Genomic DNA, 19,830 nt, shown 5'->3' with positions numbered 1-19,830 from the left:
CCCGAAGTGAGGACGTTGGTCCCGTGCGCGCCGGTCAGTGCACGTGGTCGGCGAGCCGGCCCTCGGCGCCGAAGAGTTCGGCCGTCCAGCGCTCGAGCAGCGCGGTGCTGTCGATGTCGTCGGGGTGGAAGCCCGGCCGGTTGTAGGCCTTGATCCGCTCGCGCACCTCCTTGGCGAGGAACGGCGAGTGGCGCAGCCCGGCCAGGCTGCGCACCAGCCGCACCGGGTTGTACGCGGCGCGGTCGCCCGCCAGCGAGAGCAGCGTGTAGAAGGTCGTGCGGGCCAGGAACCCGACCGTCACCATGCGCATGACCCGGATGCGCAGCTGCTCGCTGCCGCCGACCGCGCGGTACACGTCGAAGGCCACCGCCTTGTGCTCCGACTCCTCGAGCGCGTGCCAGAGCAGCATCTCGCGCACCTCGCTGGTGCCGAGCAGTTCCTGGGCCCGCGCGTCCGAGAGCAGTGTCTCGCCGAGCGCGGCGGTGTAGTGCTCGAGCGCCGCGGTCATGGCCAGCCGGGCGAGCGGCGGCATCGTGCGGTCGGCGCGCGCGAGGTTCTTCTTGACGGTGCGGTCGACGTGGTGGGTCGGGAAGCCCATCTCCTGCAGCCGGTCGTTGAGGGCGCGGTGCTCGCGTCCGTGGGTGACCTCCTGGCCGATGAAGCCCTTCACCTGCTCGCGCAGCTCGGGATCGGTGATCTGGTCGGCGTAGTGCCGCACCGACCGCACGAAGAAGTCCTCGCCCTCGGGGAAGGTCGCCGACAGCACGGCCACCACGTGGCTCATCACGAGGTCGCCCTGCACGAAGTGCTTGGCGAGCGACTGCGCCGGATACGCGAACCGGATGCGGCGGGTCTTCACGCTGCGGGCTGGCACGGGGGCGGCCGTCTCGCTCGTCATGCTGGCTCCTCGAGTTGGCATCGCGCCGCGATCCCGCGATGCTGCTGGGGGACGCGCCGGTATGGCCGCGTACCAAAATTGATGCTACGTCGAGTAACGGCAATCGGTCCAGACCACCGAGGAGGACACGTGCGGACGATGCGATGGGGAGTGGCCCTGCTCGGGATCGCCGCGGCGGTGGTGGTCCCGTCCGCCACCGGCGCCGGGGCGTCGACCGGGACGTACGCGCCGGACTACGCGCGCGCTGTCGTCGCGGCCGCCACGCCGTTCGGCGGGGCGCCCGCGCCGGGTGTCGACGGCATCGACCGCGAGTGCTTCGCGCCTGCGACGCGCATCGACCCGATGGCCGTGCTGGGCGTCGCGACGAACCCGGCGTGGATCGCCCGTGACGCGCTGAACCAGTACTGCGCCACGCTGCGGTTGCGCGACCAGGCGGTGAGCCCGGCGTTCACGTCCGCGCTCGTGCAGCAGGGCACGGACCTCTACCTGCAACAGACGTTGCAACAGCTCGCCGACCTGCCGAGCCACCTGCACGGCGGACTGACGACGCTGGTGCCCGGCGCGCTGGCGGCCGACCCGTTCCGCACGCTGACGAGCTGGCAGCAGCTCACCGGCGGCCGCGTGCAGCCGGTGGTCTTCACCGCGACCGACGGCGCCCAGCTGCGCGGGCACCTGTTCCTGCCGCCGGCGTCGCTGCCGCGCCCGGCCGCCGGCTACCCGGGCGTCGTGATCACCGACGGCTCGGTGCAGGCCTACGAGAACCTCTACTACTGGGCCGCCGAGGGGCTGGCGCAGTACGGCTACGAGGTGCTGACCTACGACGTGCAGGGGCAGGGCAGCTCCGACCTGCTGCCCTCGCCGTGCCTTCCGACGAGCTGCCCCGGCGTGCCGTACCAGCAGAACTACAACTTCTACCAGGGCGCCGAGGACTCGCTGTCGTTCTTCCTCTCGGACGCCAACCCCGGGCGCGCCGTGCTCGACGCGCAGCGCGTCGGCATCGCCGGCCACTCGCTCGGCGCCGGCGCGGTGAGCTGGGTGGGGCAGTGCGACACCCGCGTGCGCACGATCGTCGCGTGGGACGACCTGCAGCCGGTCGACCCGTCGCAGTGCGCGGCGAACGTGACCGTGCCCGCGCCGTACCGCGCGACGACGCTGCACACGCCGGCGCTGGCGATGACCAACGACTACGAATTCAACGTGCAGCCGCAGCTGTCGACGCCGAACCCGCACGGCGGGACGAACAGTGGCGGCGGCGCGGGGGACAAGGGCTACCAGTCGCTCGCCGCGGCGGGCGTCGACAGCGAGTTGATCAGCCTGCGCAACGGCACGCACCTGACCTACAGCTACATCGACTACGTGCTCTCGTCGAACCAGCTCAGCGAGCGGTTCGCCTTCTACTGGACGCTCGCCTGGCTCGACCAGTACCTGCGCGGTGGGAGCGACCCGCTGACGCCGCAGCCAGCCTTCACCCGGCTCACGAGTTCGGCGGCCTATGACGACAGCGCCGACGTGAACGCGTCCGGACCGGTGTCGATCGGTGCGGGTACCTACGACCCGGCCCGCGGCAACGTGCCCTACCGCATCGCGGGCATCCCGATCCCGGGATCGCTGTCGTTCTACTTCTACTCGCAGTACCGGCTCACCGACCCGGCCACTGGATCCGTGCGCACCTGCGGCGACCTGCTCGCCGGCTGCCCCGCCGTCACCCCGCCCACCCCCTGAGCGCAGGGTGACGGGCTGCGTCCGCGGGTGACGGACTGCGTCCGCGGGTGACGGATCTCGAGGTCGAGTGACGGCGAATTCGCCGTCACTCGATCTTCGGATCCGTCACCCGATCTTGTGGTGCGTCAGCGGGTGGTCGCGAGGCCCTCGATGAGGCGGACGAGGGCGGCGGTGGTCTCGGCGCGGGCGGTGGCCGCGGCCTCCGCGGTGCCGGCCCGGGCGACGTAGAGGGCGGCCTCGTCCAGCGCGCCCAGCAGCACGTGCGAGAGCGGCTCGGGCGGCTGCCGGTCGATCTGGCCGGTCTCGATCGCCGCCACCACCAGCGACTGCACGAGCCCGAGGCCGTAGCGCAGCCCGATCTCGCGCCAGCGCTCCCAGCCGAGCACGGCCGGACCGTCGACGAGGGCGATGCGTTGGATCGCGGGCTCCGCGCACGCGTCGAGCCAGGCGGCGGCGCCGAACCTCATCATCGCCAGCGGGTCGGCGAGCCCCGACCCGCCGACCGCCTCGTCGAGCCGGGCGGTCAGCTCGGCCTCGGTCGCCTCGAAGACGGCGGCGAACAGCTCGACCTTGTCGGCGAACTGGTGATAGAGCGCGCCTCGCGTCACCCCGGCCGCCCGCACGATCGCCTCGGTGCTCACGGCCGCGAACCCGTGCTCGGCGAACAGCTCGCGGGCAGCGGTCACCAACGCCGCACGGGTGGCGGCGGAGCGGTCGGCCTGCGTCCGACGGTTGTCTTTCATACAGGCAGTACGTATGTTTGTAGGGACATCATCGAGGACGCTAGCCCAGGAGGGCCGCCATGCCGACGATCGACATCCCAGCCGGACGCCTCGCCTACCGCGTCGCCGGGCCGGACGACAGCACGGCACCGGCCGTCGTGTTCGTGCACGGCGTGCTCGTGAACGGCTCGCTGTGGCACGGCGTGCAGGACATCCTCGCCGCGCGGGGCGTGCGCTCGTACGCGCTCGACCTGCCGCTGGGGTCGCACACGGTGCCGATCGGCGACGGCGCCGACCGCACGCCGCGCGGCGTGGCCCGCATGATCATCGACGCGATCGGAGCCCTCGGCCTCGACGACGTCACGTTGGTGGGCAACGACAGCGGCGGTGCGCTGTGCCAGTTCGTCCTCGACACCGACGCCACGCGCATCGGTCGGCTGGTGCTCACGAACTGCGACGCCTTCGAGCAGTTCCCGCCGCCGCCGTTCGGCGTCCTCATGGCCGTCGGTCGCCGTCCGGGGCGGCTGCGCCTGTTCATGCGGCAGGCGCGTCCGCGGTTCGTGCGGCATTCGGTGCTCGCGTACGGCGGCCTCGCCGCGAGCCGACTCGATCCGCAGCTGACGGCCGGCTGGGTCGAGCCGATGCTCGCCGACCGCGCGGTCGCCGAGGACGCCGCGGCGTTCATCGCGGCGATCCGCAAGGACGACCTGGTCGAGGCGTCGTCCCGGCTCGGGCGCTTCGACCGCCCGATCCGGCTCGTCTGGGGCGAGCGTGACCCGTTCTTCAAGCTCGCCCTCGCCGAGCGGCTGGTCGAGGCCGCACCGCACGCGCAGCTCGTGCGCGTGCCGGGCGCGAAGACCTTCGTCGCCCTGGACGCCCCCGGCCGGCTGGCCGACGAGATCGTCGCCTGCAGCACCGCCGCCGTCTGACGAGGCGCGGCGCGCGGCGGTCAGCGCTTGCCGATGCCGAGCACCTGCCAGGCGCGCAGCGCCACCCCGAGGGCGAGCAGGTCGTGGCTGCCCGGGTCCGCGTCCGGATCGACGTGGCACAACTCGTGCAGCAGCCGACGGTCGCGCCGCACCTCGTCCTCCGTCGCTCCGAGGGCCTCGGCGGCTCGGGCGGTGCCGCCGAGGTCGAGCACCGCCGCCGCGGCCGCGACGGACCGGGTGCCCTGGCGGGCGTCGTGGTCGAGCGCGGGTCCCAGCCAGTGGTGGACGAAGATCTCCAACGACTCGCGGTCGTGCCGGGCGAGCGCCGCGAGCAGCCGGTCGACGGCGAACGTCGACCGGGCGGCGGGCCCGAGCGCGCGGTCGCGTCCGGTGACCATTTCGGCGGGCACCGGCGACAGGGTGACCGTGGCGCCGATGCAGACGCCCGTGTCGTCCAGCCGCGACGACACGAGCAGGTCGAACCAGCGCGGCTCGGTCGGGCTCGGGCACGGCACGAGCACCCGGCGCGGCGCCGGCAGGTCGCCGCCGAGCGCGGCCACGATGGCACCCGCGACGTCGGCGGCGACCGGGTCGTTGCCGGCACGGTCGCAGACCTCGAGGTACGAGACGCCCGGGCCGACCGCCCGGGGGTCACCGCCGTTGGCGAGGCAGAACTCGTCCCACGCCGCATTCACGGCGACGATCACGCCGTCGCTGTCGAGCAGCGCCACCTCGGCCGTGCGCAGGCGCGACGCGCGCGGTGTCGGCACCTCGCACCCCCATCCGCTGGTCGCGATGCGACGACGGTAGATCGGCTCAGGGTCGCGCGGAAGAGGGCGCCGCCGCTGCGGTGTCGATCAGTGCGCGAGCCGCCGCCAGCCGCCGGCCCGGTTGCGGGCGACGACCGCGCGCAGCAGGGCGACGAACGCGGCCTCGTCGGGGAAGGTGTCCGGCGCGATGCGGATCGACCGGGCCGTTGCGTTGCCCTCGCCCTGGTTGATCAGCCCGGCCGGGTCGGGGACGTCCGGGTCGTAGACGAACACGGTGACGTGCCGCTTCGCCGCCAGCAGGGCGCAGACGTTGCCGTCGAGGACGAAGTACGGCCGGTCGGTGCGCTTGATCGTCTCGACGATCCCCGGATCGGCGGCGTGCACGATCGCGCGCACCCGCTCGGCGATCACCCGCTGCCACGGCAGCAGCCCGTCGAGCCAGGCGTCGACCCGCGGGTCGCGCGCTGCGTCCATGCCCGGGAAGGGTAGGCCGACCGCCGATCTCGAGATCCGTCACGCGATGCGGAGATCCGTCACCGAATGCACAGGGCGGGTCGGTCAGCCGGCGAGGTACCCCGCGAGGCCGCCGGTGAAGGCCGCGAACGAGTCGGCCGAGCTCTCGATCCGCCAGTCGCACTCCTTGGCGAAGTCGAACCAGACCAGCCCGCGCACGCGGGGCCACGAGGCGAGCGTCGTCCACATGTCGCGGATCCACTGCGGCTTGTCGCCGCCGACGTCGGTGGTGCCGACCTCGCCGATGCTGATCGGCTTCGTGCTCAGCGAGCTCAGCTGGGCGACGCCGGGGCCGAACACCTGCGCGAACGACTGCCAGGTCGAGCCCCAGCTCTGCGTGGTGCCCCAGTTGTAGCCGTCCAGGGCGACCTCGTCGACGTTCGCGTCACCGGGGAAGAGGCCGCCGAGCGGGGTGCTGCCGGTGAACGGCACGTTCGGGCACCAGACCCACGTGACGTTGCGGACGCCGGCCTTCGCGAAGACGGCACGCACGTGGTTCCAGGCCACGACGTACGAGCCCGGCTTGTTGCCGTTCACGCCCTCGGCCCACGGGTACCAGCTGCCGTTCATCTCGTGCGCGAAGCGCAGCCGCACGGGCGCGCCGTAGGCCTTGATGCCCTGCGCCCAGCTGCGCAGGTAGCTGTCGAACGCGCCGCTCGTGATGCGGGCGAGCGAGTAGGTCGGCTGGGTGACGCCCTGGCTCGGGTCCCACGGCTCCCACGTCACCTCGGGGACGGCGTGGTGCTGGGCGATCGCCGCGGCGCTCGCCGTCGGGAAGGCGCTGTGCAGCGACCAGGCGACGTAGAACATCACGACACCGGGCGCCGAGCCGGTGGCGCCGGTGAGCTGGTCGAGGCCGCTGAGATCGCTCGGCACGCCGGGGCCGGTCACGCCCCAGCTGCGCGCGACGGTCGGCGTCGTGCTCGGACGCGGGCTCGCGGCGGGTCGCTGCGTGGGGGCGGGCGCGGTCGTCGTGCCGGCGCTGCGCGAGGCGGGCGCGTGATGGTGCGGGCGGTGGTGGGTGCGGTGCTGGTGTGCCCGGTGCGGGTGACGCCGGGCCGCCGCGCCGGCGGCGCCACCGCCGACCAGCTCGGCGACCAGGGCGGCGACGACGGCGAGGGCGGCGGCGAGCAGCACGGCGCGTCCGTGGCGTCGGGTGCGCGGTCGAGCGGGCGGGACGACGGTCACGGACTCTCCTTGCTGGCGATCACCGGGACCATCGACCCGGGCCGGGCGGTACTTGAGTCCTGGGCCGGTCAGCCTTCCGGCCGACGCCGACCGCGGGTCATCTCCGGCGCGCGAGCACGATGGCGGTGATGATCGCTGCGGCCACGAGCAGCCCGACGAGGACGGCGACCGCGATCTTGACCTTGCTGTACGGGCGGTCGCCGTGCACGGCGCCGGTGTTCGCGTTCACGATGACCTGGTAGGTGCGGCCGCCGTACACGTAGGACGCGATCCACAGCGGCAGCAGCAGCAGCTTGAACAGCACGTCGGCGTACCGCACGTCCATCGACGAGACCCGCTGCTCGTCGCCGCCGATGTCGCGCTCGCAGTCGTCGTGCACGACCCGCTCCATCTCGGCGCGGGCGCTCGCGTACCCGACGTCGGGATCGACGTCGTAGCGCAGGGCCGCGTAGCCGGCGAGGTAGTCGGGCACGAACGGCACCGCGTCGGTCAGCGACCACGGCCCCGCCTCGGTGAGCCGCTCGGGAGCGAGCTTCGTCGACCCGGCCACAAGCACGTCGTCGAAGTCGCGCACCACATGGCCGGACGCGTGGCTCCAGCGCGTGTGCTGCACCTGCCGCGTCTCGGTGCGGGTGCCGCCCTGGCCGTCGGACACCGTGTAGGTCTCGGTCACCCAGTAGTGGTCGCCGCGCTGGCCCTGGTAGTCGGTCTCGGTGTGCGCGTCGTAGGTCCAGTGCGGCACGTAGGTGCCGGCGATCGCCTCGGTCGAGCCGACCCGCTTCAGCGCGTTCGGGGCGAAGCGCCGCGAGCGCACCCAGGTCACGAACGCGTCGTTCGCCGCCCGTCGGTCGATCTTGAAGGGCACGACCGCCTCGGGTGTGATCACGCCGTCGGGCTCGGTCTGGGCGACGAGCGCGCCGTTGCAGAACTGGCAGGTCGTGGCGAGCATGTCGGTCTCGGTCTGCGCTCCGCAGTTGCGGCAGGCGAGCACCTGTCCGGCGATCGTGGCCACCGGCTTCGCCGGCAGCGCCGCCCACTCGGCGTAGGAGTGCTCGTCGATGCTGCCGTCGCCGGCCCGCACGTCCTGCTCGAAGCCGCACGCGCCGCACCGCAGCACGGTCGTCCCCGGCGCGTAGGACAGCTGCGCCCCGCACGAGCGGCACGTGTAGTGCAGGTCGCTCGGCGGTGCGTCCGCGCCGGTCGGCACCGGCGTCGCCGTCGGCACCGGCGCCGCCGTCGGCACCGGCGCCGCCGTCGGGATAGGCAACGGCGGCGGTGCCGCGTCCGGCAGAGGCGGCGGTGCTGCGGCCCCCGGCAGGGGAGGCGGGGTCGTCATCCTCGTCGCGTCCGCGCCGTCACGCCTGCGGCGGCTCGGGCGCCGGTGAAGCGGGTGGCGCCGGTGGCGCCTGCGGCGTCTGTGGCGGCAGCGGCGGCGGCACGGCCGCGAACAGCGACGCCACCTCCGGCACCGTCGAGGCGGCGACCCAGCCGGCCATGCCCTGCCGCCAGACCAGCGTGTCGCGGGTCAGCTCGCCGGACGCGATGCGGGCGGGCAGGTCGGCGATCGCGACCGGTCCGACCTGTTGCCCGTCGATGCCGAGGTACAGCGGCGCCGCGGTCGGCAACGGCGGAGGACCCGAGGGGGCAGCAGGAGCCGGCGCCGCGGCCGCGGGACTGAGTACCGAGCCGACCTGCTGCCCGAGGGCGACGCCGACGCCCAGACCCAGTCCGCTGTTGCCGCCGTTCGGGTTCTGCGCGGCGTCCTCGATGGCATTGGCGGCCTGGAACTTCGTGTACTGGTTCAGGTCGCCGAGCACGCCCATCGAGGTGCGCTTGTCGAGCGCGGCCTCGACGTCCGGCGGCAGCGACACGTTCTCGATGACGAATCGCGGCACGCGCAGCCCGAACTCGGCGAGCGACTCGGTCAGCGTGGTCGCCAGCCCGGCCGCGATCGTCTCCTGGTTCGCGGCGAGGTCGAGCACGGGGATCTTCGCCGCCGCGATCGCCGGTGCGAGCTTGCCGACGATCGTCTGGCGCAGGAACTCGCCGACCTCGTCGGTGCGGAACTGCGGGTCGGTGCCGACGAGCTGCCGCAGCAGCTTGGCGGCGTCCTCGACCTGCAGGCTGTAGGTGCCGAAGGCGCGCAGCCGCACCATGCCGAACTCGGCGTCACGCAGGGTGATCGGGTTCTGCGTGCCCCACTTGAAGTCGGTGAACTGCCGGGTGGCGACGAAGTAGACCTCGGCCTTGAACGGCGAGTTGAAGCCGTACTTCCAGCCCTTGAGGTCGGACAGGATCGGCAGGTTCTTCGTCTCGAGGGTGTACGTGCCGGGCGTGAAGACGTCGGCGATGGTGCCCTCGTTCTCGAACACCGCCGTCTGGCCCTCGCGCACGACGAGCTTCGCGCCGAGCTTGATCTCGTTGCCCTGCCGCGGGAAGCGCCACACGATCGTGTCGCGGCTCGTGTCGAGGAACTCGACGATGTCGATGAACTGACCCTTGACGCGGTCCATCAGTCCCACGGTGAAGTCCCCTCCCGCCGTGGCGCACCCGCGCGCACGGTGCGATCACGCTACCGGCCCGGTCAGCCCGCGGGCAGCACCCCGCGCCTCACCACGACACCGCGCAGCCGGGGCAGCCCCAGCCAGCCGGCCGCGCACGCGCGCGGGGCGTTCCGTGCCATCACCGCCGCCCGGGGCAGGACGACGATGCGCCGGGCCCTCGGGGCGAGCACGAAGGGCCGCAGCCACACGACGGTCGTGCGTCCGGACCGGGCGGCCGCCCACCGCACGCCGCTGGTGCGCGCGGTGCAGCCCGCCCTGGCACGCCGGCCCGCGGCGTCGCGCCAGCCGGTGGCCAGCGACGTCGCGGGCGGCAGCACGATGCCCTTGATCAGCAGCGACGTCGTGCCGGTGTTGACGAACGCGAGCGCGACATCGCCCGCGACACCGGGATACAGGACGTGTCGGAACGCCCCGTAGGCTGGTGCAACCGTTACTTTGCGTGACAGAACCGGACGGTGTCGGACGGGTCGGGACGCAACCGCCTGCACCGCCACCACGGTGATCGCAGTGACGGCGAGTGCCAGAACCACTGGCACGACGCGACGACGGAGACGGCCCACGCGCTCCTATCGTCCGCGCGCGCGCGATCCGAAGCGCGCACGGGGACGGTCATGTCGGGACGACCAGGAGTGAGACGGTAGGCATGCGGGAACAACGTCCCGAAGTGGGACGGAGCGAGCTCAGCAGCGAGCCGCTGGAGCGGGTGTGGCCTCCGACAGTGGTGATCGACGCGCGCACCGCGCGGATCGTCTCCGCGACCGAGGGCGCGAACGCGGTGCTCGGCCGCCCGGCCGGCGGCGTGACGGGTCGGCGGCTCGACGAGGTGCTCGACCCGACCAACGACCCGCCGACGCCCGCGCTCGAACTGCTCGCCGGCGGCCGGTTGACCGGGTACGAGGTCGTGCACCGCGTCCGTGCCACCCGGGCGACGCTGTCGTTCTGGGTGCGCGCCGTGCCGTTGCCCGCTGGGCCGGATGCGGTCGCGTTCCTGCTGCCGCGTCCCAGCGGTCGACCCGATGCGTCCCCGCCCTCGATCGCCGCGAAGGCCAGCGGCGTCGGCGCGCTGCGCCCGGACGGCGTGGTGAGCTGGGTCAGCCCGGAGGTCGAGACGCTGCTCGGCCGCCCGGCCGCGCACCTCGTCGGCCGCCGTCTGGTCGACTTCGTGCCGCCCGCCGAGGTCGCCCGGCTGCGTCGGACGGTCGAGGCCGCGCTCGGCGCGCGGCAGGTCGCGTCCCGGCCGGTCGAGATGTCCACCCCAGGCCGCGGCGACCAGTCGCTGCAGCTGCTCGTGCTCCCCGCCGACGAACGTGCCGCGGTCTTCGCGGTCATCCCGGGCGTGCCGCTCGAGCGACCGTCGACGCCGGCGGCGGGCCATCCGGCGCTCGATCGGCTGTCCGGACGCGAGGGCGACATCGCGCTCGCCCTGGCCGCGGGCGACCGGGTGCCCGCGATCGCGCAGAAGCTGTCGCTCTCGCAGGGCACGGTGCGCAACTACCTGTCGGCGATCTTCCGGAAGGTCGGCGTCTCGACGCAGCAGGAGCTCATCGAGCTGTTGCGCGACGTCGGCTGACCAGGCCGGTCAGGCGCTGCGGCTCGGGCGCTCGGCCGGCAGGCGCTCGAGGCGGCGCCGTTCGCGATGCAGGTACGGCCGGGCCCGCCGCTGGCCGCCGCGTCGGTCGATGGCGGCGTCGAGCCGGTCGAGCGACGCGACGATGCGGTCGACGTCGGGGTGCCAGCCGCGGCGCCGGCACTCGTCGGCGAACGCGGCGAGCGAGCCGTGTCCGCGCTCGGCGTTGCACCGGCGGCAGGCGGCCACCTCGTTCTCGGCCCACGACGGGCCGCCCTTGACGCGGGGGACGAGGTGCTCGGTGGTGGGCCGGACGAGCGCACCGAAGGCACGCCCGCACCACACGCAGGTCGCGCCGTCGCGGTCGAGCGCCTGCCGCAGGCGCGCGGCCCGGCCGAGCTGCACAGGTTCGTCGGCCATCCCCATCGACTGTAGGCATCATGGACGGGTGGTGACGAGCGTGCGGGCGCTGCCGGTCACGCCCGCCGAGCTGCGGGTGCGGCTGGCCGAACTGGTCTTCGAGCGGGTCGCCGGGCCGGAGGGGCCGGCGCGGCACGAGGAGATCGTCGCGCCCGGCCCGCGCTGGTTCACCCCGGACCGGCCGATCTGGCGGGTGCACGCCGACGCCGCGATGTTCGTCGGCGGCCTGCGCGCGCTGCTGCTGCAGTCGCTGCACCCGCTGGTGATGACCGGCGTCGCGCAGCACTCGGCGTACCGCGAGGACCCGTGGGGCAGGCTCGCGCGTACCAGCTACTTCCTCGCCGTCACGACCTACGGCCCCGAGGACGCCGCCGAACGCGCGGTGGCCCGCGTGCGCGGCATCCACCAGCGCATCAACGGCGTCGCCGCCGACGGGCGCGCGTACCGCGCCCGCGACCCGCACCTGCTGCGGTGGGTGCACGTGGCCGAGGTCGACAGCTTCCTCGCCGCCTACCAGCGCTACGGCATCGGCGGCCGCCTCGACCGGGACGAACGCGACCTCTACGTCGCCGACACCGCGACGGTCGCCGAGCGGCTCGGCGTCGTCGACCCGCCGCGCACGGAGGCCGAGCTCCACGAGCAGCAGGCCGCCTACCGTCCGGAACTCCGGGCGACCCCCGAGGCGCGGGAGGCGGCACGGTTCCTGCTGCTCAAGGCGCCGCTGCCGCTGCCGGCGAAGGTGCCGTATGCGGTGCTCGCGTCGGCCGCGATCGGCCTGCTGCCGCCGTGGACGCGCCGGCCCCTGCGGCTGCCCTACCTGCCGCTCGCCGAGCGGACCGTCGGGCGGCTCGGCGGCCACGGCGTCACCGCGGCGATCCACTGGGCGATGAGCGCCCGGTCGGGCGCGGACGCCGCGGCGGCCGTCGTCGACGCCGACGTCGCCTGACGCGCCTTGTCCCCCGGGGCAGTCGTCTCCCTGGCTCCGAGATGCCTGCGGCGGGGGACGCGCGGTATCAGGCCGGAGCGGTGAGGCCCCGTTCGATCACGTCCAGCACCACGGTGACGGCCTGGTCGCGCTCGGCCTCGGGCAGGTCGCGCAGCGGGCCCTCGACCAGCAGCATCGACATCCCGTGCACCGCCGACCAGGCGGCGTGTTCGGCGCCCGGACGGCGCGCGGCCGGCAGGGCGCCGACCTCGAGCATCCGGTCGAGGGCCGCGGTCAGCAGCTCGTAGGGGCCCGCCTGGTCGGCCGGCGGCGCACCCTTGACCAGGTGCTCCTCCGGGCGGATGGCGAACGCGGTGCGGAACAGACCCGGTTCGGCGACGGCGAAGTCGATGTAGGCGCGGCCGATCGCGGACAGCTCCGCCATGGCCCGACGCCTGGGGTCGCGCACCCTCACCGTGGCGATGCGGGCGCGCATCAGATCGGCGAGCTCGGTCATGCAGCGCTCGGCGACGGCGTTGATCAGGCTCTGGTGATCGGCGAAGTGCCGGTAGGCGGCGTTGTGCGAGACGCCGACGGCGCGGGTGACCGCGCGCAGTTGCAGGGCCTCCGGTCCCTCGGCGCGGGCCAGGGCCAGGCCGGCGTCGACGAGGCCGGTGCGCAGGTCGCCGTGGTGGTACGGGCGGTCGGCCGTGGCGCGGGGCATGTCGTCAGTGTCGCATGTTGACAGGGTCCACATCGACCGGCATGCTGCTCGATGTAACCAGTGTCAACATCGAGAGGGGACGAGATCATGTCCCTCGCTTCCACCGCCGCGACGGCCCGTGGCACCCGGCGCGGTCTCGTGCTCGCCACGGTCTGCCTCGCCGCCTTCGCCATCAACCTCGACACCACGATCGTGAACGTCGCCCTGCCCGACCTCGGGCGGCAGCTGCACGCGACGACGCGTGACCTGCAGTGGATCGTCGACGGCTACAACCTGGCCTTCGCCGCGCTGGTACTCACCGCCGGGTCGCTCGGTGACCGGTTCGGCCGCCGCCCGGCCCTACTGGTCGGCCTGCTCGGCTTCGCCGCCGCGAGCGGTGCCGGTGCCCTCGTCGACAGTGCGGGCGCGTTGGTGGCCGTCCGGTTCGTGATGGGCGTGTGCGCGGCGCTGATCTTCCCGACCACGCTGTCGGTGATCACCAACCTGTTCCCCGACCGCGGCGAACGCGCGAAGGCGATCGGCGTCTGGGGTGCCGTCACCGGGCTCGGCGTGGCCGTCGGCCCGATCAGCGGCGGTCTGCTGCTCGCGCACTTCGCGTGGCAGTCGGTGTTCGTCGCCCTGGTGCCGGTGGCCCTCGTTGCCGCGGCGCTGGCGTTCTGGCTGGTGCCCGAGTCGAGCGATCCGGGCGAGGCGCGGCTCGACCCGATGGGACTCGTGCTGTCGTCCACGGCCATCGCGACGCTCGTCTACACGATCATCGAGGCGCCCTCGCGCGGCTGGTCGTCGTCGGCGTCGGTGCTCGGCTTCGTCGCCTCGGCCGTGCTCACCGTGGTCTTCGTGCTGGTCGAGCGGCGGCGCGAGCACCCGATGCTCGACGTCACGCTGTTCCGCACGCCGGCGTTCTCGGCGGCCAGCGGCTCGGTGACGGTGGCGTTCTTCGCGCTGTTCGGCTTCATCTTCCTGATCACGCAGTACTTCCAGTTCGTGCGCGGGTACGGCACCCTCTCGACCGGCGCGCGCATCCTGCCCGTCGCGATCACCATCGCGATCGGCTCGGTCGTGGGTGCGCTGCTCGCCGCGCGCGTCGGCACGCGGGCCGTCGTCGTCACCGGCCTGCTGCTGTTCGGGTCGTCGTTCGCCTGGATCTCGGTGTCGGACGCGTTCATGCCGTACTCGCAGATCATCGGGCAGATGGTGCTCATGGGGCTCGGGCTCGGACTGACGACGGCGCCGGCCACCGAGTCGATCCTCAGCGTGCTGCCCGCGGCGAAGGCGGGCGTCGGCTCGGCCGTCAACGACGCCACCCGGGAGGCCGGCGGCACGCTCGGGGTCGCGGTCATCGGCAGCGTCTTCACCTCGCTGTACGCGAGCCACCTCACCGGCGGCTTCTCGACGCTGCCGCAGCCGCTGGCCACGGCCGCGCGTGACTCGGTCGCCGCCGCCTACACGATCGCCGGACGCGCCCCGTCGCTCGTCCCCGATGCGAACTCGGCATTCATGAGCGGGCTGCACGTGGCCTGCATGGTCGCCGCGGGCGTCTGCTGGGTCGGCGCGCTCGGCGCCCTCGCCCTGCCGGGCCGCCGCCCGGCCATCACCGCGGAGGTCGCCGGCCCTCGTCCGCTGCCGTCGCCCGCCGCCGCGTGACGCGCAGCCCCCACCCCCGATGATCTCGGGGAAACCCCGGCTCTGACCGGTGTTTCCCCGAGATCATCTTCGTGTCCGGGTCGGCTGGTGTGTCCGTGCTACAGCTTCGACGCCCAGTCGATGGCGATCGCGTCCTTGCCCGCGACCGTCATCGTCGCGGTGCCGTCGGCCCGCACCCGCACCATCGCGCCGAGGCAGGTGCCGTGCCGCTTGCCGCCGTGCACGACGTCGCAGTAGCGCCCCGGGCGCAGCCCGGTCTGCACCGTCACGGTGCGCGCGGTCTTCGCGTTGTCGACCAGGAAGTAGCCCTGGTCGCCGCGCGAGAAGCCGAGCACGTTGTCGATCCGGCTGAAGACGTGGCGCACGGGCGCATGGCCGACCGCGTTGTGGAACCGCACGAGGCCGAGGACGCCTCGGTTGCGGTCGACGCAGACCCAGCCCTTGCCGCACGTGGTGTTCGTGACGTACCCGGCGGCCGTCGCCGGCGGCGAGTCGTAGCTGTTGGTGAAGGCGAACGCCGAGTACACCTGCGGCGTGCCGTAGCCGTAGGCCAGCAGGAACTCGTTGGCGATGATGTTGGTCGCGCCGTCCTTGTACGACAGGGTGTCCGACCCGCGCTCGGTGTCGTGGTTCTCGACGAAGACCAGCGACTTGCTGCTGGGCACCAGGCCGGCCTGCTCGCCCCACACCCGCAGCCCGGCGATGTTGCCGGTGCCGTCGGCCGTGTAGCTCTTGAAGGCGTTCTTGAGCTGGTAGCTCGCGTCGAAGCCGAGCACCGTGCCGGCCCGCGTGAACGACAGCTGCGACCCCTCACCCGGCGACCCGGGGAAGACCTCGAGCGCCCACTGCGGGCGGGTGCCGTCGATCGTGTCGTGCAGCGAGTTGCGGATGGTGATGAGGTCGGCGACCCCGATGTGCTTCGCGGCGTCGACGCGGAAGCCGGAGACGCCGATCGCGAGCAGCCGGTTGAGGTAGGCGACGATCTTCGCCCTGGTCGGCGCCGAGTCGGTGCGCAGGTCGGCCAGGCCGAGCAGTTCGCACTTGGTCAACTGGTGGTAGTCGTTGAAGTCGTCGACACCGCCGCTGGCCGACGGGCAGTCGTTCGGGCCGGTGCCCTTGTGGTGGAAGTTCGCGCTCGTGTACAGGCCCGGGTAGTCGAAGTGGGTGTACTCGACACCGGTGTAGCTCGTGTGGCCCTGCCCGGTCATGTGGTTGATGACGGCGTCGACGTAGACCTTCACGCCGGCCCGCCGGCAGGTGGCCACCATGTCACGGAACTGCGTGGCCGTACCGAACCGGCTGGTGAGCCGGTAGTCGACCGGCTGGTACACCTCCCACCACGGGTGCAGGATCGGCGCGTCCGACGAGGTGTAGTCGCGCGAGAGGGAGTCGGCCGGCGGTGCCACCTGGACGCCCGAGTAGCCGGCCGGCCCCAGCACGGTCGTGCACTCCTTGGCGATCGACGGCCAGTTCCACTCCCAGAGGTTGGCCTGGACGTCGCGGATGACGTGATGGGCCGACCTGGCGGACGGCGTGGCGGCCGGCGCGTCGACCGCGGTCGCGGTGACGGCGACGCCGGCGAGGACGGAGGTGAGCCCGGCGGCGAGCAGCCGTCGGGTCCGCCCGTGGGGGACGTGCATGAGGACCTCCTTGGAGTCGAGATCCTCAGCACGCTGCCAGGAAAGGGCGGTGTTCGTAAACCCTTTCGGCAGGAATTGGACGATTCGTCAGGCCCGCAGGCGCACCGGCAGCCGTTCGAAGCCGCGGAGGATGCGGGTGCTGCGGCGCTCGGCGCCCGGCCGCAGCTGCAGGTCGGGGTACCGCTCGAACAGCAGCCGCAGCCCGACCTCGCCCTCCATGCGCGCCAGCGCCGCGCCGAGGCAGTAGTGGCGTCCGGCCGAGAAGGCGACGTGGTCCTTGGCGTTCTCGCGGGTCACATCGAAGCGGCCCGGGTCGTCGAAGACCTCCGGGTCGCGGTTCGCCGCGGCCAGGATCGTCGTGACCAGCGTGCCCTGCCGGATCGGCGTGCCGGCGACCTCGGTGTCGGTCTGGGCGGTGCGGCCGGTGAGCAGCACGGGCGGGTCGAAGCGCAGGATCTCGTCGACCGCGTTGGCCCAGCCGTAGGGATGCGCGCGAAGGTGCGCCAACTGCTCGGGGTGGTCGTGCAGCAGCGCGGTGCCGTTGCCGAGCAGGTTCACCGTGGTCTCGAACCCCGCGGCCAGGACGAGACCTGCCGTGGCCTTGAGCTCGCGGTCGTCGAGGCCGACACCGTCCTCCTTCGCCGCGACCAGCTGGCTGAGCAGGTCGTCGCCGGGGTGGTCGCGCAACGAGCTCAGGTGCGCGTCCAGCCACGCCTCGAAGCCCGCGAGGGCGTCCTCGACCTGGCGGAAGACCTTCCAGGTGAGGCCGAGATCGAGGCTCGGGGCGGCCGCCGCGCCGAACGCGAGCACCCGGCTGCGTTCGTCGGCCGGCACGCCGAGGATCTCGGCGATCACCGTCACGGGCAGGAGGGCGCAGTAGCGCTCGACGAGGTCGACGCTGTCGCCGGAGTCGGCGGCGCCGGCGAGGTCGTCGAGCAGTCCGGCGGCGATCTCCTCGGTGCGCGAGCGCAGCTTCTCGACCGCGCGCACGCTGAACACGCGGGTGACCAGCTTGCGGTAGCGGGTGTGGTCGGGCGGTTCGGTGACGAGCAGCGACGGCGGCTCCAGCGGGCCCAGGCGCTCCTCGTCGGTGGCCCAGAGGAACGCCTTGCCGATCGGTCCGCCGATCTGGTTGCGGTCGAAGCCGGCCCGGAAGTCGTTGCTGCCGAGCACCTCGCGCACGACCGGCAGCGAGGTGGTGAGGTAGCTGAACCTGCCGCGGTAGAGCGGTCCCATCGAGCGCATCTGCTCGAACAGCGGGAACGGGTCACCGCCGCGCGCCGCGAAGATCATCTGACCCTGCAGGTCGCCGCGGCGCGCCGCGAGGGTCATCACCGTACGCGGCAGCAGGTGGCCGAGGCCCCAGCGCACCGCGGTCTTCGCCCCCGGGGTCACCCGGCCGGGCGTGAAACGCTCGCGTACCAACGTCATGTCGCGAGGCTAGCCGGTGGTCCGGTGCGCGGCAGCGGCAGCGGTTTTGACGCCACCGCGCACCTTCGGCTCACCTCTCCGCCCCGATCAGCAGCGTCGGCCCGGTCGGGTGTGCCGTTCCAGCATGCGCGCGGCCACGCTGGGTGACCGGAGCACAACGGCATGTGATCAGCAGTCCTTCGCCACGCCCGGTCCGGGACGCCGGGGTGCCCGTCCCGGGCATCGTGGCCCGTTCTCGGGCAGGGTGGACGGGTGACCCCCCGCCGCTGGCTGTTCGGTGACCAACTCGGCCCGCACTTCCTCGACTCGCCCGACCAGCCCGTGCTCATCGTCGAGTCGCAGCGCGTCTTCGCCCGTCGCCGGTTCCACCGGCAGAAGGCGCACCTGGTGCTCTCGGCGATGCGGCACCGCGCCGCCGAACTCGGCGACCGGTGCCGGTACGTGCGGGCCGACCACTACCGCGACGCGGTCGACGAGCCGGTCACCGTCTGCCACCCGACGTCGTACGCCGCCCGCGAGCTCGTGCAGTCGATGCCCGATGTCGAGGTGCTGCCGGCGCGCGGCTACGCCGTGGGCATGGACGAGTTCGCCCGCTGGGTCGACGGACGCGGCAAGCGGCGGCTGCTGCTCGAGGACTTCTACCGCGACACCCGGCGCCGCCTCGACCTGCTCATGGACGGCGCCGAGCCCGCCGGCGGGAAATGGAACTACGACGCCGAGAACCGCGAGCCGCCGCCGAGGTCGCGCACGCTCGACGTCGGCGAGCCGTGGTGGCCCGAGGAGGACGAGATCGACGAGCAGGTACGGCGCGACCTCGATGCGTGGGAGGCGTCCGGGGCGGTGCGGTTCGTCGGCCGCGACGGGCCGCGCCGCTTCGCCGTCACGCACACCGAGGCGTCCGCGGCGCTCGAGCGGTTCGTCACGACCCGCCTGCCGACCTTCGGCCGCTACGAGGACGCCATGCTCGCGGACGACCAGTGGATGGCGCACTCGCTGCTGTCGCCGGTCATGAACCTCGGGCTGCTCGACCCGCTCGAGGTGGCCCAGCGGGCCGAGCAGGCCTACCGCGACGGGTCGGCGCCGCTCGCCGCCGTCGAGGGGTTCGTGCGGCAGGTGATCGGCTGGCGCGAGTACGTCTGGCACCTCTACTGGCAGCAGGGCCCGGGCTACCGGCGGCGCAACGCGCTCGGGGTGCGGCACAAGGTGCCCGCCTGGCTCGAGGACCTCGACGCCGACGCCGTCGAGGCGCGCTGCCTGTCGACGGTGCTCGAGCAGCTGCGCGACAGCGGGTGGGTGCACCACATCCCGCGGCTGATGGTGCTCGGGAACTACGCGCTGCAACGGGGGGTCCATCCGGCGGCGATGACCGACTGGTTCCATCGCAGCTTCGTCGACGGTTACGACTGGGTGATGCTGCCGAACGTCGTCGGCATGTCGCAGCACGCCGACGGCGGGATCATGGCCACCAAGCCCTACGCCTCGGGCGGTGCGTACATCGACCGGATGAGCGACTTCTGCGGCGGCTGCCGCTACAACCCGAAGGTGCGCGTCGGCGACGACGCCTGCCCGTTCACCGCCGGCTACTGGGCCTTCCTCGACCGAAACCGCGAGCGGTTCGCCGGCAACGCCAGGCTGCGGCAGCCCCTCACCGGTCTCGACCGGCTCAAGGACCTCGACGAGGTGCGCGAGCAGGAGCGCCGCCGCGGCACCCGCGCCCCCGGACGTCGCCGCCCGCGGTCAGGCGAGGCGGGCGAGGGCGGCGGCCGCGGCGCGGTTGCCGGACACGAGGGCACCCTGCTGCGACGGGGTGTCGCGGTGGTCGCCGCAGACGATGACGCCGTCGGGCCCGGTGCTGACCGGACGCCGCAGCGGGGTGCCGGCCGCGAAGTCGGGCAGCGCGTGCGGCAGGGGATAGGCGCCGACGAGCTCCCAGCGCGACGTGTCGGTCTGCCACAGCCGGTCGAGGTGCCGCCGCACCGCCTGCTCGGCCGCCGCGGACGCGTCGGCGCCGAGCGTCGAGGCGCTCACGAGCTGCCGTCCGGACGGCGCGTAGTCACACGACACCCCAGACATCACCACCGTGTTAACCACCCGGCCCCGCTGCTCGCCCACGACGCCCAGCACCCGCCCGCGTGCGGGCCGCTCGTCGGCGGCGACGTGGACCGTGGTGAGC

General features: G+C 73.2%; 18 protein-coding genes and 1 pseudogene. 6 read left to right on the top strand and 13 right to left on the bottom strand.

Annotated features, from left to right (window positions below; genetic code table 11):
- Nucleotides 1-34: 34 nt before the first annotated feature.
- Nucleotides 35-898 (bottom strand): metal-dependent hydrolase, encoded by an 864-nt coding sequence (locus tag ACTHMS_RS06565; RefSeq protein ID WP_440305865.1) that lies wholly within the window; start codon nucleotides 896-898, stop codon nucleotides 35-37.
- 129 nt (nucleotides 899-1,027) lie between these two features.
- Here ACTHMS_RS06565 and ACTHMS_RS06560 point away from each other — a divergent pair, with 129 nt between their 5' ends.
- Nucleotides 1,028-2,620, top strand: coding sequence for an alpha/beta hydrolase family protein (locus ACTHMS_RS06560; RefSeq protein ID WP_440305864.1), 1,593 nt, complete (start codon nucleotides 1,028-1,030; stop codon nucleotides 2,618-2,620).
- 125 nt (nucleotides 2,621-2,745) lie between these two features.
- Here ACTHMS_RS06560 and ACTHMS_RS06555 read toward each other — a convergent pair whose 3' ends face one another.
- Nucleotides 2,746-3,363 carry a TetR/AcrR family transcriptional regulator gene (locus ACTHMS_RS06555; RefSeq protein WP_440305863.1) on the bottom strand — a complete coding sequence of 206 codons (618 nt, stop codon included), beginning with the start codon at nucleotides 3,361-3,363 and terminating at the stop codon, nucleotides 2,746-2,748.
- 59 nt (nucleotides 3,364-3,422) lie between these two features.
- Here ACTHMS_RS06555 and ACTHMS_RS06550 point away from each other — a divergent pair, with 59 nt between their 5' ends.
- Nucleotides 3,423-4,271 carry an alpha/beta fold hydrolase gene (locus ACTHMS_RS06550; RefSeq protein WP_440305862.1) on the top strand — a complete coding sequence of 283 codons (849 nt, stop codon included), beginning with the start codon at nucleotides 3,423-3,425 and terminating at the stop codon, nucleotides 4,269-4,271.
- A 20-nt stretch (nucleotides 4,272-4,291) separates the two neighbouring features.
- On the opposite strand, the gene ACTHMS_RS06545 is transcribed toward ACTHMS_RS06550, so the two are convergent.
- From ACTHMS_RS06545 to ACTHMS_RS06520, 6 genes are all read right to left on the bottom strand, one after another.
- Entirely contained in the window at nucleotides 4,292-5,041 is a 750-nt protein-coding gene (locus ACTHMS_RS06545) for a hypothetical protein (RefSeq protein ID WP_440305861.1), read from the bottom strand.
- A gap of 87 nt (nucleotides 5,042-5,128) precedes the next feature.
- Nucleotides 5,129-5,515 carry a DUF1801 domain-containing protein gene (locus ACTHMS_RS06540; protein WP_440305860.1) on the bottom strand — a complete coding sequence of 129 codons (387 nt, stop codon included), beginning with the start codon at nucleotides 5,513-5,515 and terminating at the stop codon, nucleotides 5,129-5,131.
- Nucleotides 5,516-5,599: 84 nt separating this feature from the next.
- Nucleotides 5,600-6,742 carry a glycoside hydrolase family 26 protein gene (locus ACTHMS_RS06535; protein WP_440305859.1) on the bottom strand — a complete coding sequence of 381 codons (1,143 nt, stop codon included), beginning with the start codon at nucleotides 6,740-6,742 and terminating at the stop codon, nucleotides 5,600-5,602.
- Nucleotides 6,743-6,839: 97 nt separating this feature from the next.
- Nucleotides 6,840-7,985, bottom strand: a complete 1,146-nt coding sequence (locus ACTHMS_RS06530) for a hypothetical protein (RefSeq protein ID WP_440305858.1) — start codon at nucleotides 7,983-7,985, stop codon at nucleotides 6,840-6,842.
- 112 nt (nucleotides 7,986-8,097) lie between these two features.
- Complete coding sequence (locus tag ACTHMS_RS06525; protein ID WP_440305857.1) at nucleotides 8,098-9,264, bottom strand: SPFH domain-containing protein; 1,167 nt, start codon at nucleotides 9,262-9,264, stop codon at nucleotides 8,098-8,100.
- Between the two features lie 62 nt (nucleotides 9,265-9,326).
- Nucleotides 9,327-9,842, bottom strand: a complete 516-nt coding sequence (locus ACTHMS_RS06520) for a hypothetical protein (RefSeq protein WP_440305856.1) — start codon at nucleotides 9,840-9,842, stop codon at nucleotides 9,327-9,329.
- A gap of 182 nt (nucleotides 9,843-10,024) precedes the next feature.
- On the opposite strand from ACTHMS_RS06520, the gene ACTHMS_RS06515 reads away from it, so the two are divergent.
- Entirely contained in the window at nucleotides 10,025-10,876 is an 852-nt protein-coding gene (locus ACTHMS_RS06515; RefSeq protein WP_440305855.1) for a helix-turn-helix transcriptional regulator, read from the top strand.
- Nucleotides 10,877-10,885: 9 nt separating this feature from the next.
- Here ACTHMS_RS06515 and ACTHMS_RS06510 read toward each other — a convergent pair whose 3' ends face one another.
- Nucleotides 10,886-11,299 carry an HNH endonuclease gene (locus tag ACTHMS_RS06510; RefSeq protein ID WP_440305854.1) on the bottom strand — a complete coding sequence of 138 codons (414 nt, stop codon included), beginning with the start codon at nucleotides 11,297-11,299 and terminating at the stop codon, nucleotides 10,886-10,888.
- A 25-nt stretch (nucleotides 11,300-11,324) separates the two neighbouring features.
- On the opposite strand from ACTHMS_RS06510, the gene ACTHMS_RS06505 reads away from it, so the two are divergent.
- The gene (locus tag ACTHMS_RS06505; RefSeq protein ID WP_440305880.1) at nucleotides 11,325-12,239 is read left to right on the top strand and encodes an oxygenase MpaB family protein; all 915 of its coding nucleotides are present in this window, start codon (nucleotides 11,325-11,327) and stop codon (nucleotides 12,237-12,239) included.
- A 67-nt stretch (nucleotides 12,240-12,306) separates the two neighbouring features.
- On the opposite strand, the gene ACTHMS_RS06500 is transcribed toward ACTHMS_RS06505, so the two are convergent.
- Nucleotides 12,307-12,942 (bottom strand): TetR/AcrR family transcriptional regulator, encoded by a 636-nt coding sequence (locus tag ACTHMS_RS06500; RefSeq protein WP_440305853.1) that lies wholly within the window; start codon nucleotides 12,940-12,942, stop codon nucleotides 12,307-12,309.
- An 87-nt stretch (nucleotides 12,943-13,029) separates the two neighbouring features.
- Between ACTHMS_RS06500 and ACTHMS_RS06495 the strand changes: the two genes are divergently transcribed.
- Entirely contained in the window at nucleotides 13,030-14,586 is a 1,557-nt protein-coding gene (locus ACTHMS_RS06495) for an MFS transporter (protein ID WP_440305852.1), read from the top strand.
- A 98-nt stretch (nucleotides 14,587-14,684) separates the two neighbouring features.
- Here the strand turns inward: ACTHMS_RS06495 and ACTHMS_RS06490 are convergent, their stop codons facing one another.
- Both ACTHMS_RS06490 and ACTHMS_RS06485 read right to left on the bottom strand, forming a co-directional pair.
- Entirely contained in the window at nucleotides 14,685-16,226 is a 1,542-nt protein-coding gene (locus tag ACTHMS_RS06490; RefSeq protein WP_440305851.1) for an alpha-amylase, read from the bottom strand.
- Between the two features lie 87 nt (nucleotides 16,227-16,313).
- Nucleotides 16,314-17,657: a cytochrome P450 gene (locus ACTHMS_RS06485; RefSeq protein WP_440305850.1), complete on the bottom strand. Its 1,344-nt coding sequence runs from the start codon at nucleotides 17,655-17,657 to the stop codon at nucleotides 16,314-16,316.
- A 252-nt stretch (nucleotides 17,658-17,909) separates the two neighbouring features.
- Between ACTHMS_RS06485 and ACTHMS_RS06480 the strand changes: the two are divergent.
- Nucleotides 17,910-19,376, top strand: a pseudogene (locus ACTHMS_RS06480) (cryptochrome/photolyase family protein); the annotation flags it as partial.
- 18 nt (nucleotides 19,377-19,394) lie between these two features.
- Here the strand turns inward: ACTHMS_RS06480 and ACTHMS_RS06475 are convergent.
- Entirely contained in the window at nucleotides 19,395-19,769 is a 375-nt protein-coding gene (locus tag ACTHMS_RS06475; RefSeq protein WP_440305879.1) for an FAD-dependent oxidoreductase, read from the bottom strand.
- Nucleotides 19,770-19,830: the final 61 nt, after the last annotated feature.

This window comes from Jatrophihabitans sp., assembly GCF_051960575.1.
Taxonomy (GTDB): Bacteria; Actinomycetota; Actinomycetes; order Mycobacteriales; family Jatrophihabitantaceae; genus JBQCEE01.
The sequence above is the reverse complement of the archived record's forward strand: the minus strand, read 5'-3'. Positions and strand labels throughout refer to the sequence as shown.

Coding starts and splice junctions, on each gene's coding strand:
- ACTHMS_RS06565 (WP_440305865.1), bottom strand. CDS start 898: ATGACGAGCGAGACGGCCGCCCCCGTGCCAGCCCGCAGCGTGAAGACC.
- ACTHMS_RS06555 (WP_440305863.1), bottom strand. CDS start 3,363: ATGAAAGACAACCGTCGGACGCAGGCCGACCGCTCCGCCGCCACCCGT.
- ACTHMS_RS06550 (WP_440305862.1), top strand. CDS start 3,423: ATGCCGACGATCGACATCCCAGCCGGACGCCTCGCCTACCGCGTCGCC.
- ACTHMS_RS06540 (WP_440305860.1), bottom strand. CDS start 5,515: ATGGACGCAGCGCGCGACCCGCGGGTCGACGCCTGGCTCGACGGGCTG.
- ACTHMS_RS06510 (WP_440305854.1), bottom strand. CDS start 11,299: ATGGGGATGGCCGACGAACCTGTGCAGCTCGGCCGGGCCGCGCGCCTG.
- ACTHMS_RS06500 (WP_440305853.1), bottom strand. CDS start 12,942: ATGCCCCGCGCCACGGCCGACCGCCCGTACCACCACGGCGACCTGCGC.
- ACTHMS_RS06495 (WP_440305852.1), top strand. CDS start 13,030: ATGTCCCTCGCTTCCACCGCCGCGACGGCCCGTGGCACCCGGCGCGGT.
- ACTHMS_RS06490 (WP_440305851.1), bottom strand. CDS start 16,226: ATGCACGTCCCCCACGGGCGGACCCGACGGCTGCTCGCCGCCGGGCTC.
- ACTHMS_RS06485 (WP_440305850.1), bottom strand. CDS start 17,657: ATGACGTTGGTACGCGAGCGTTTCACGCCCGGCCGGGTGACCCCGGGG.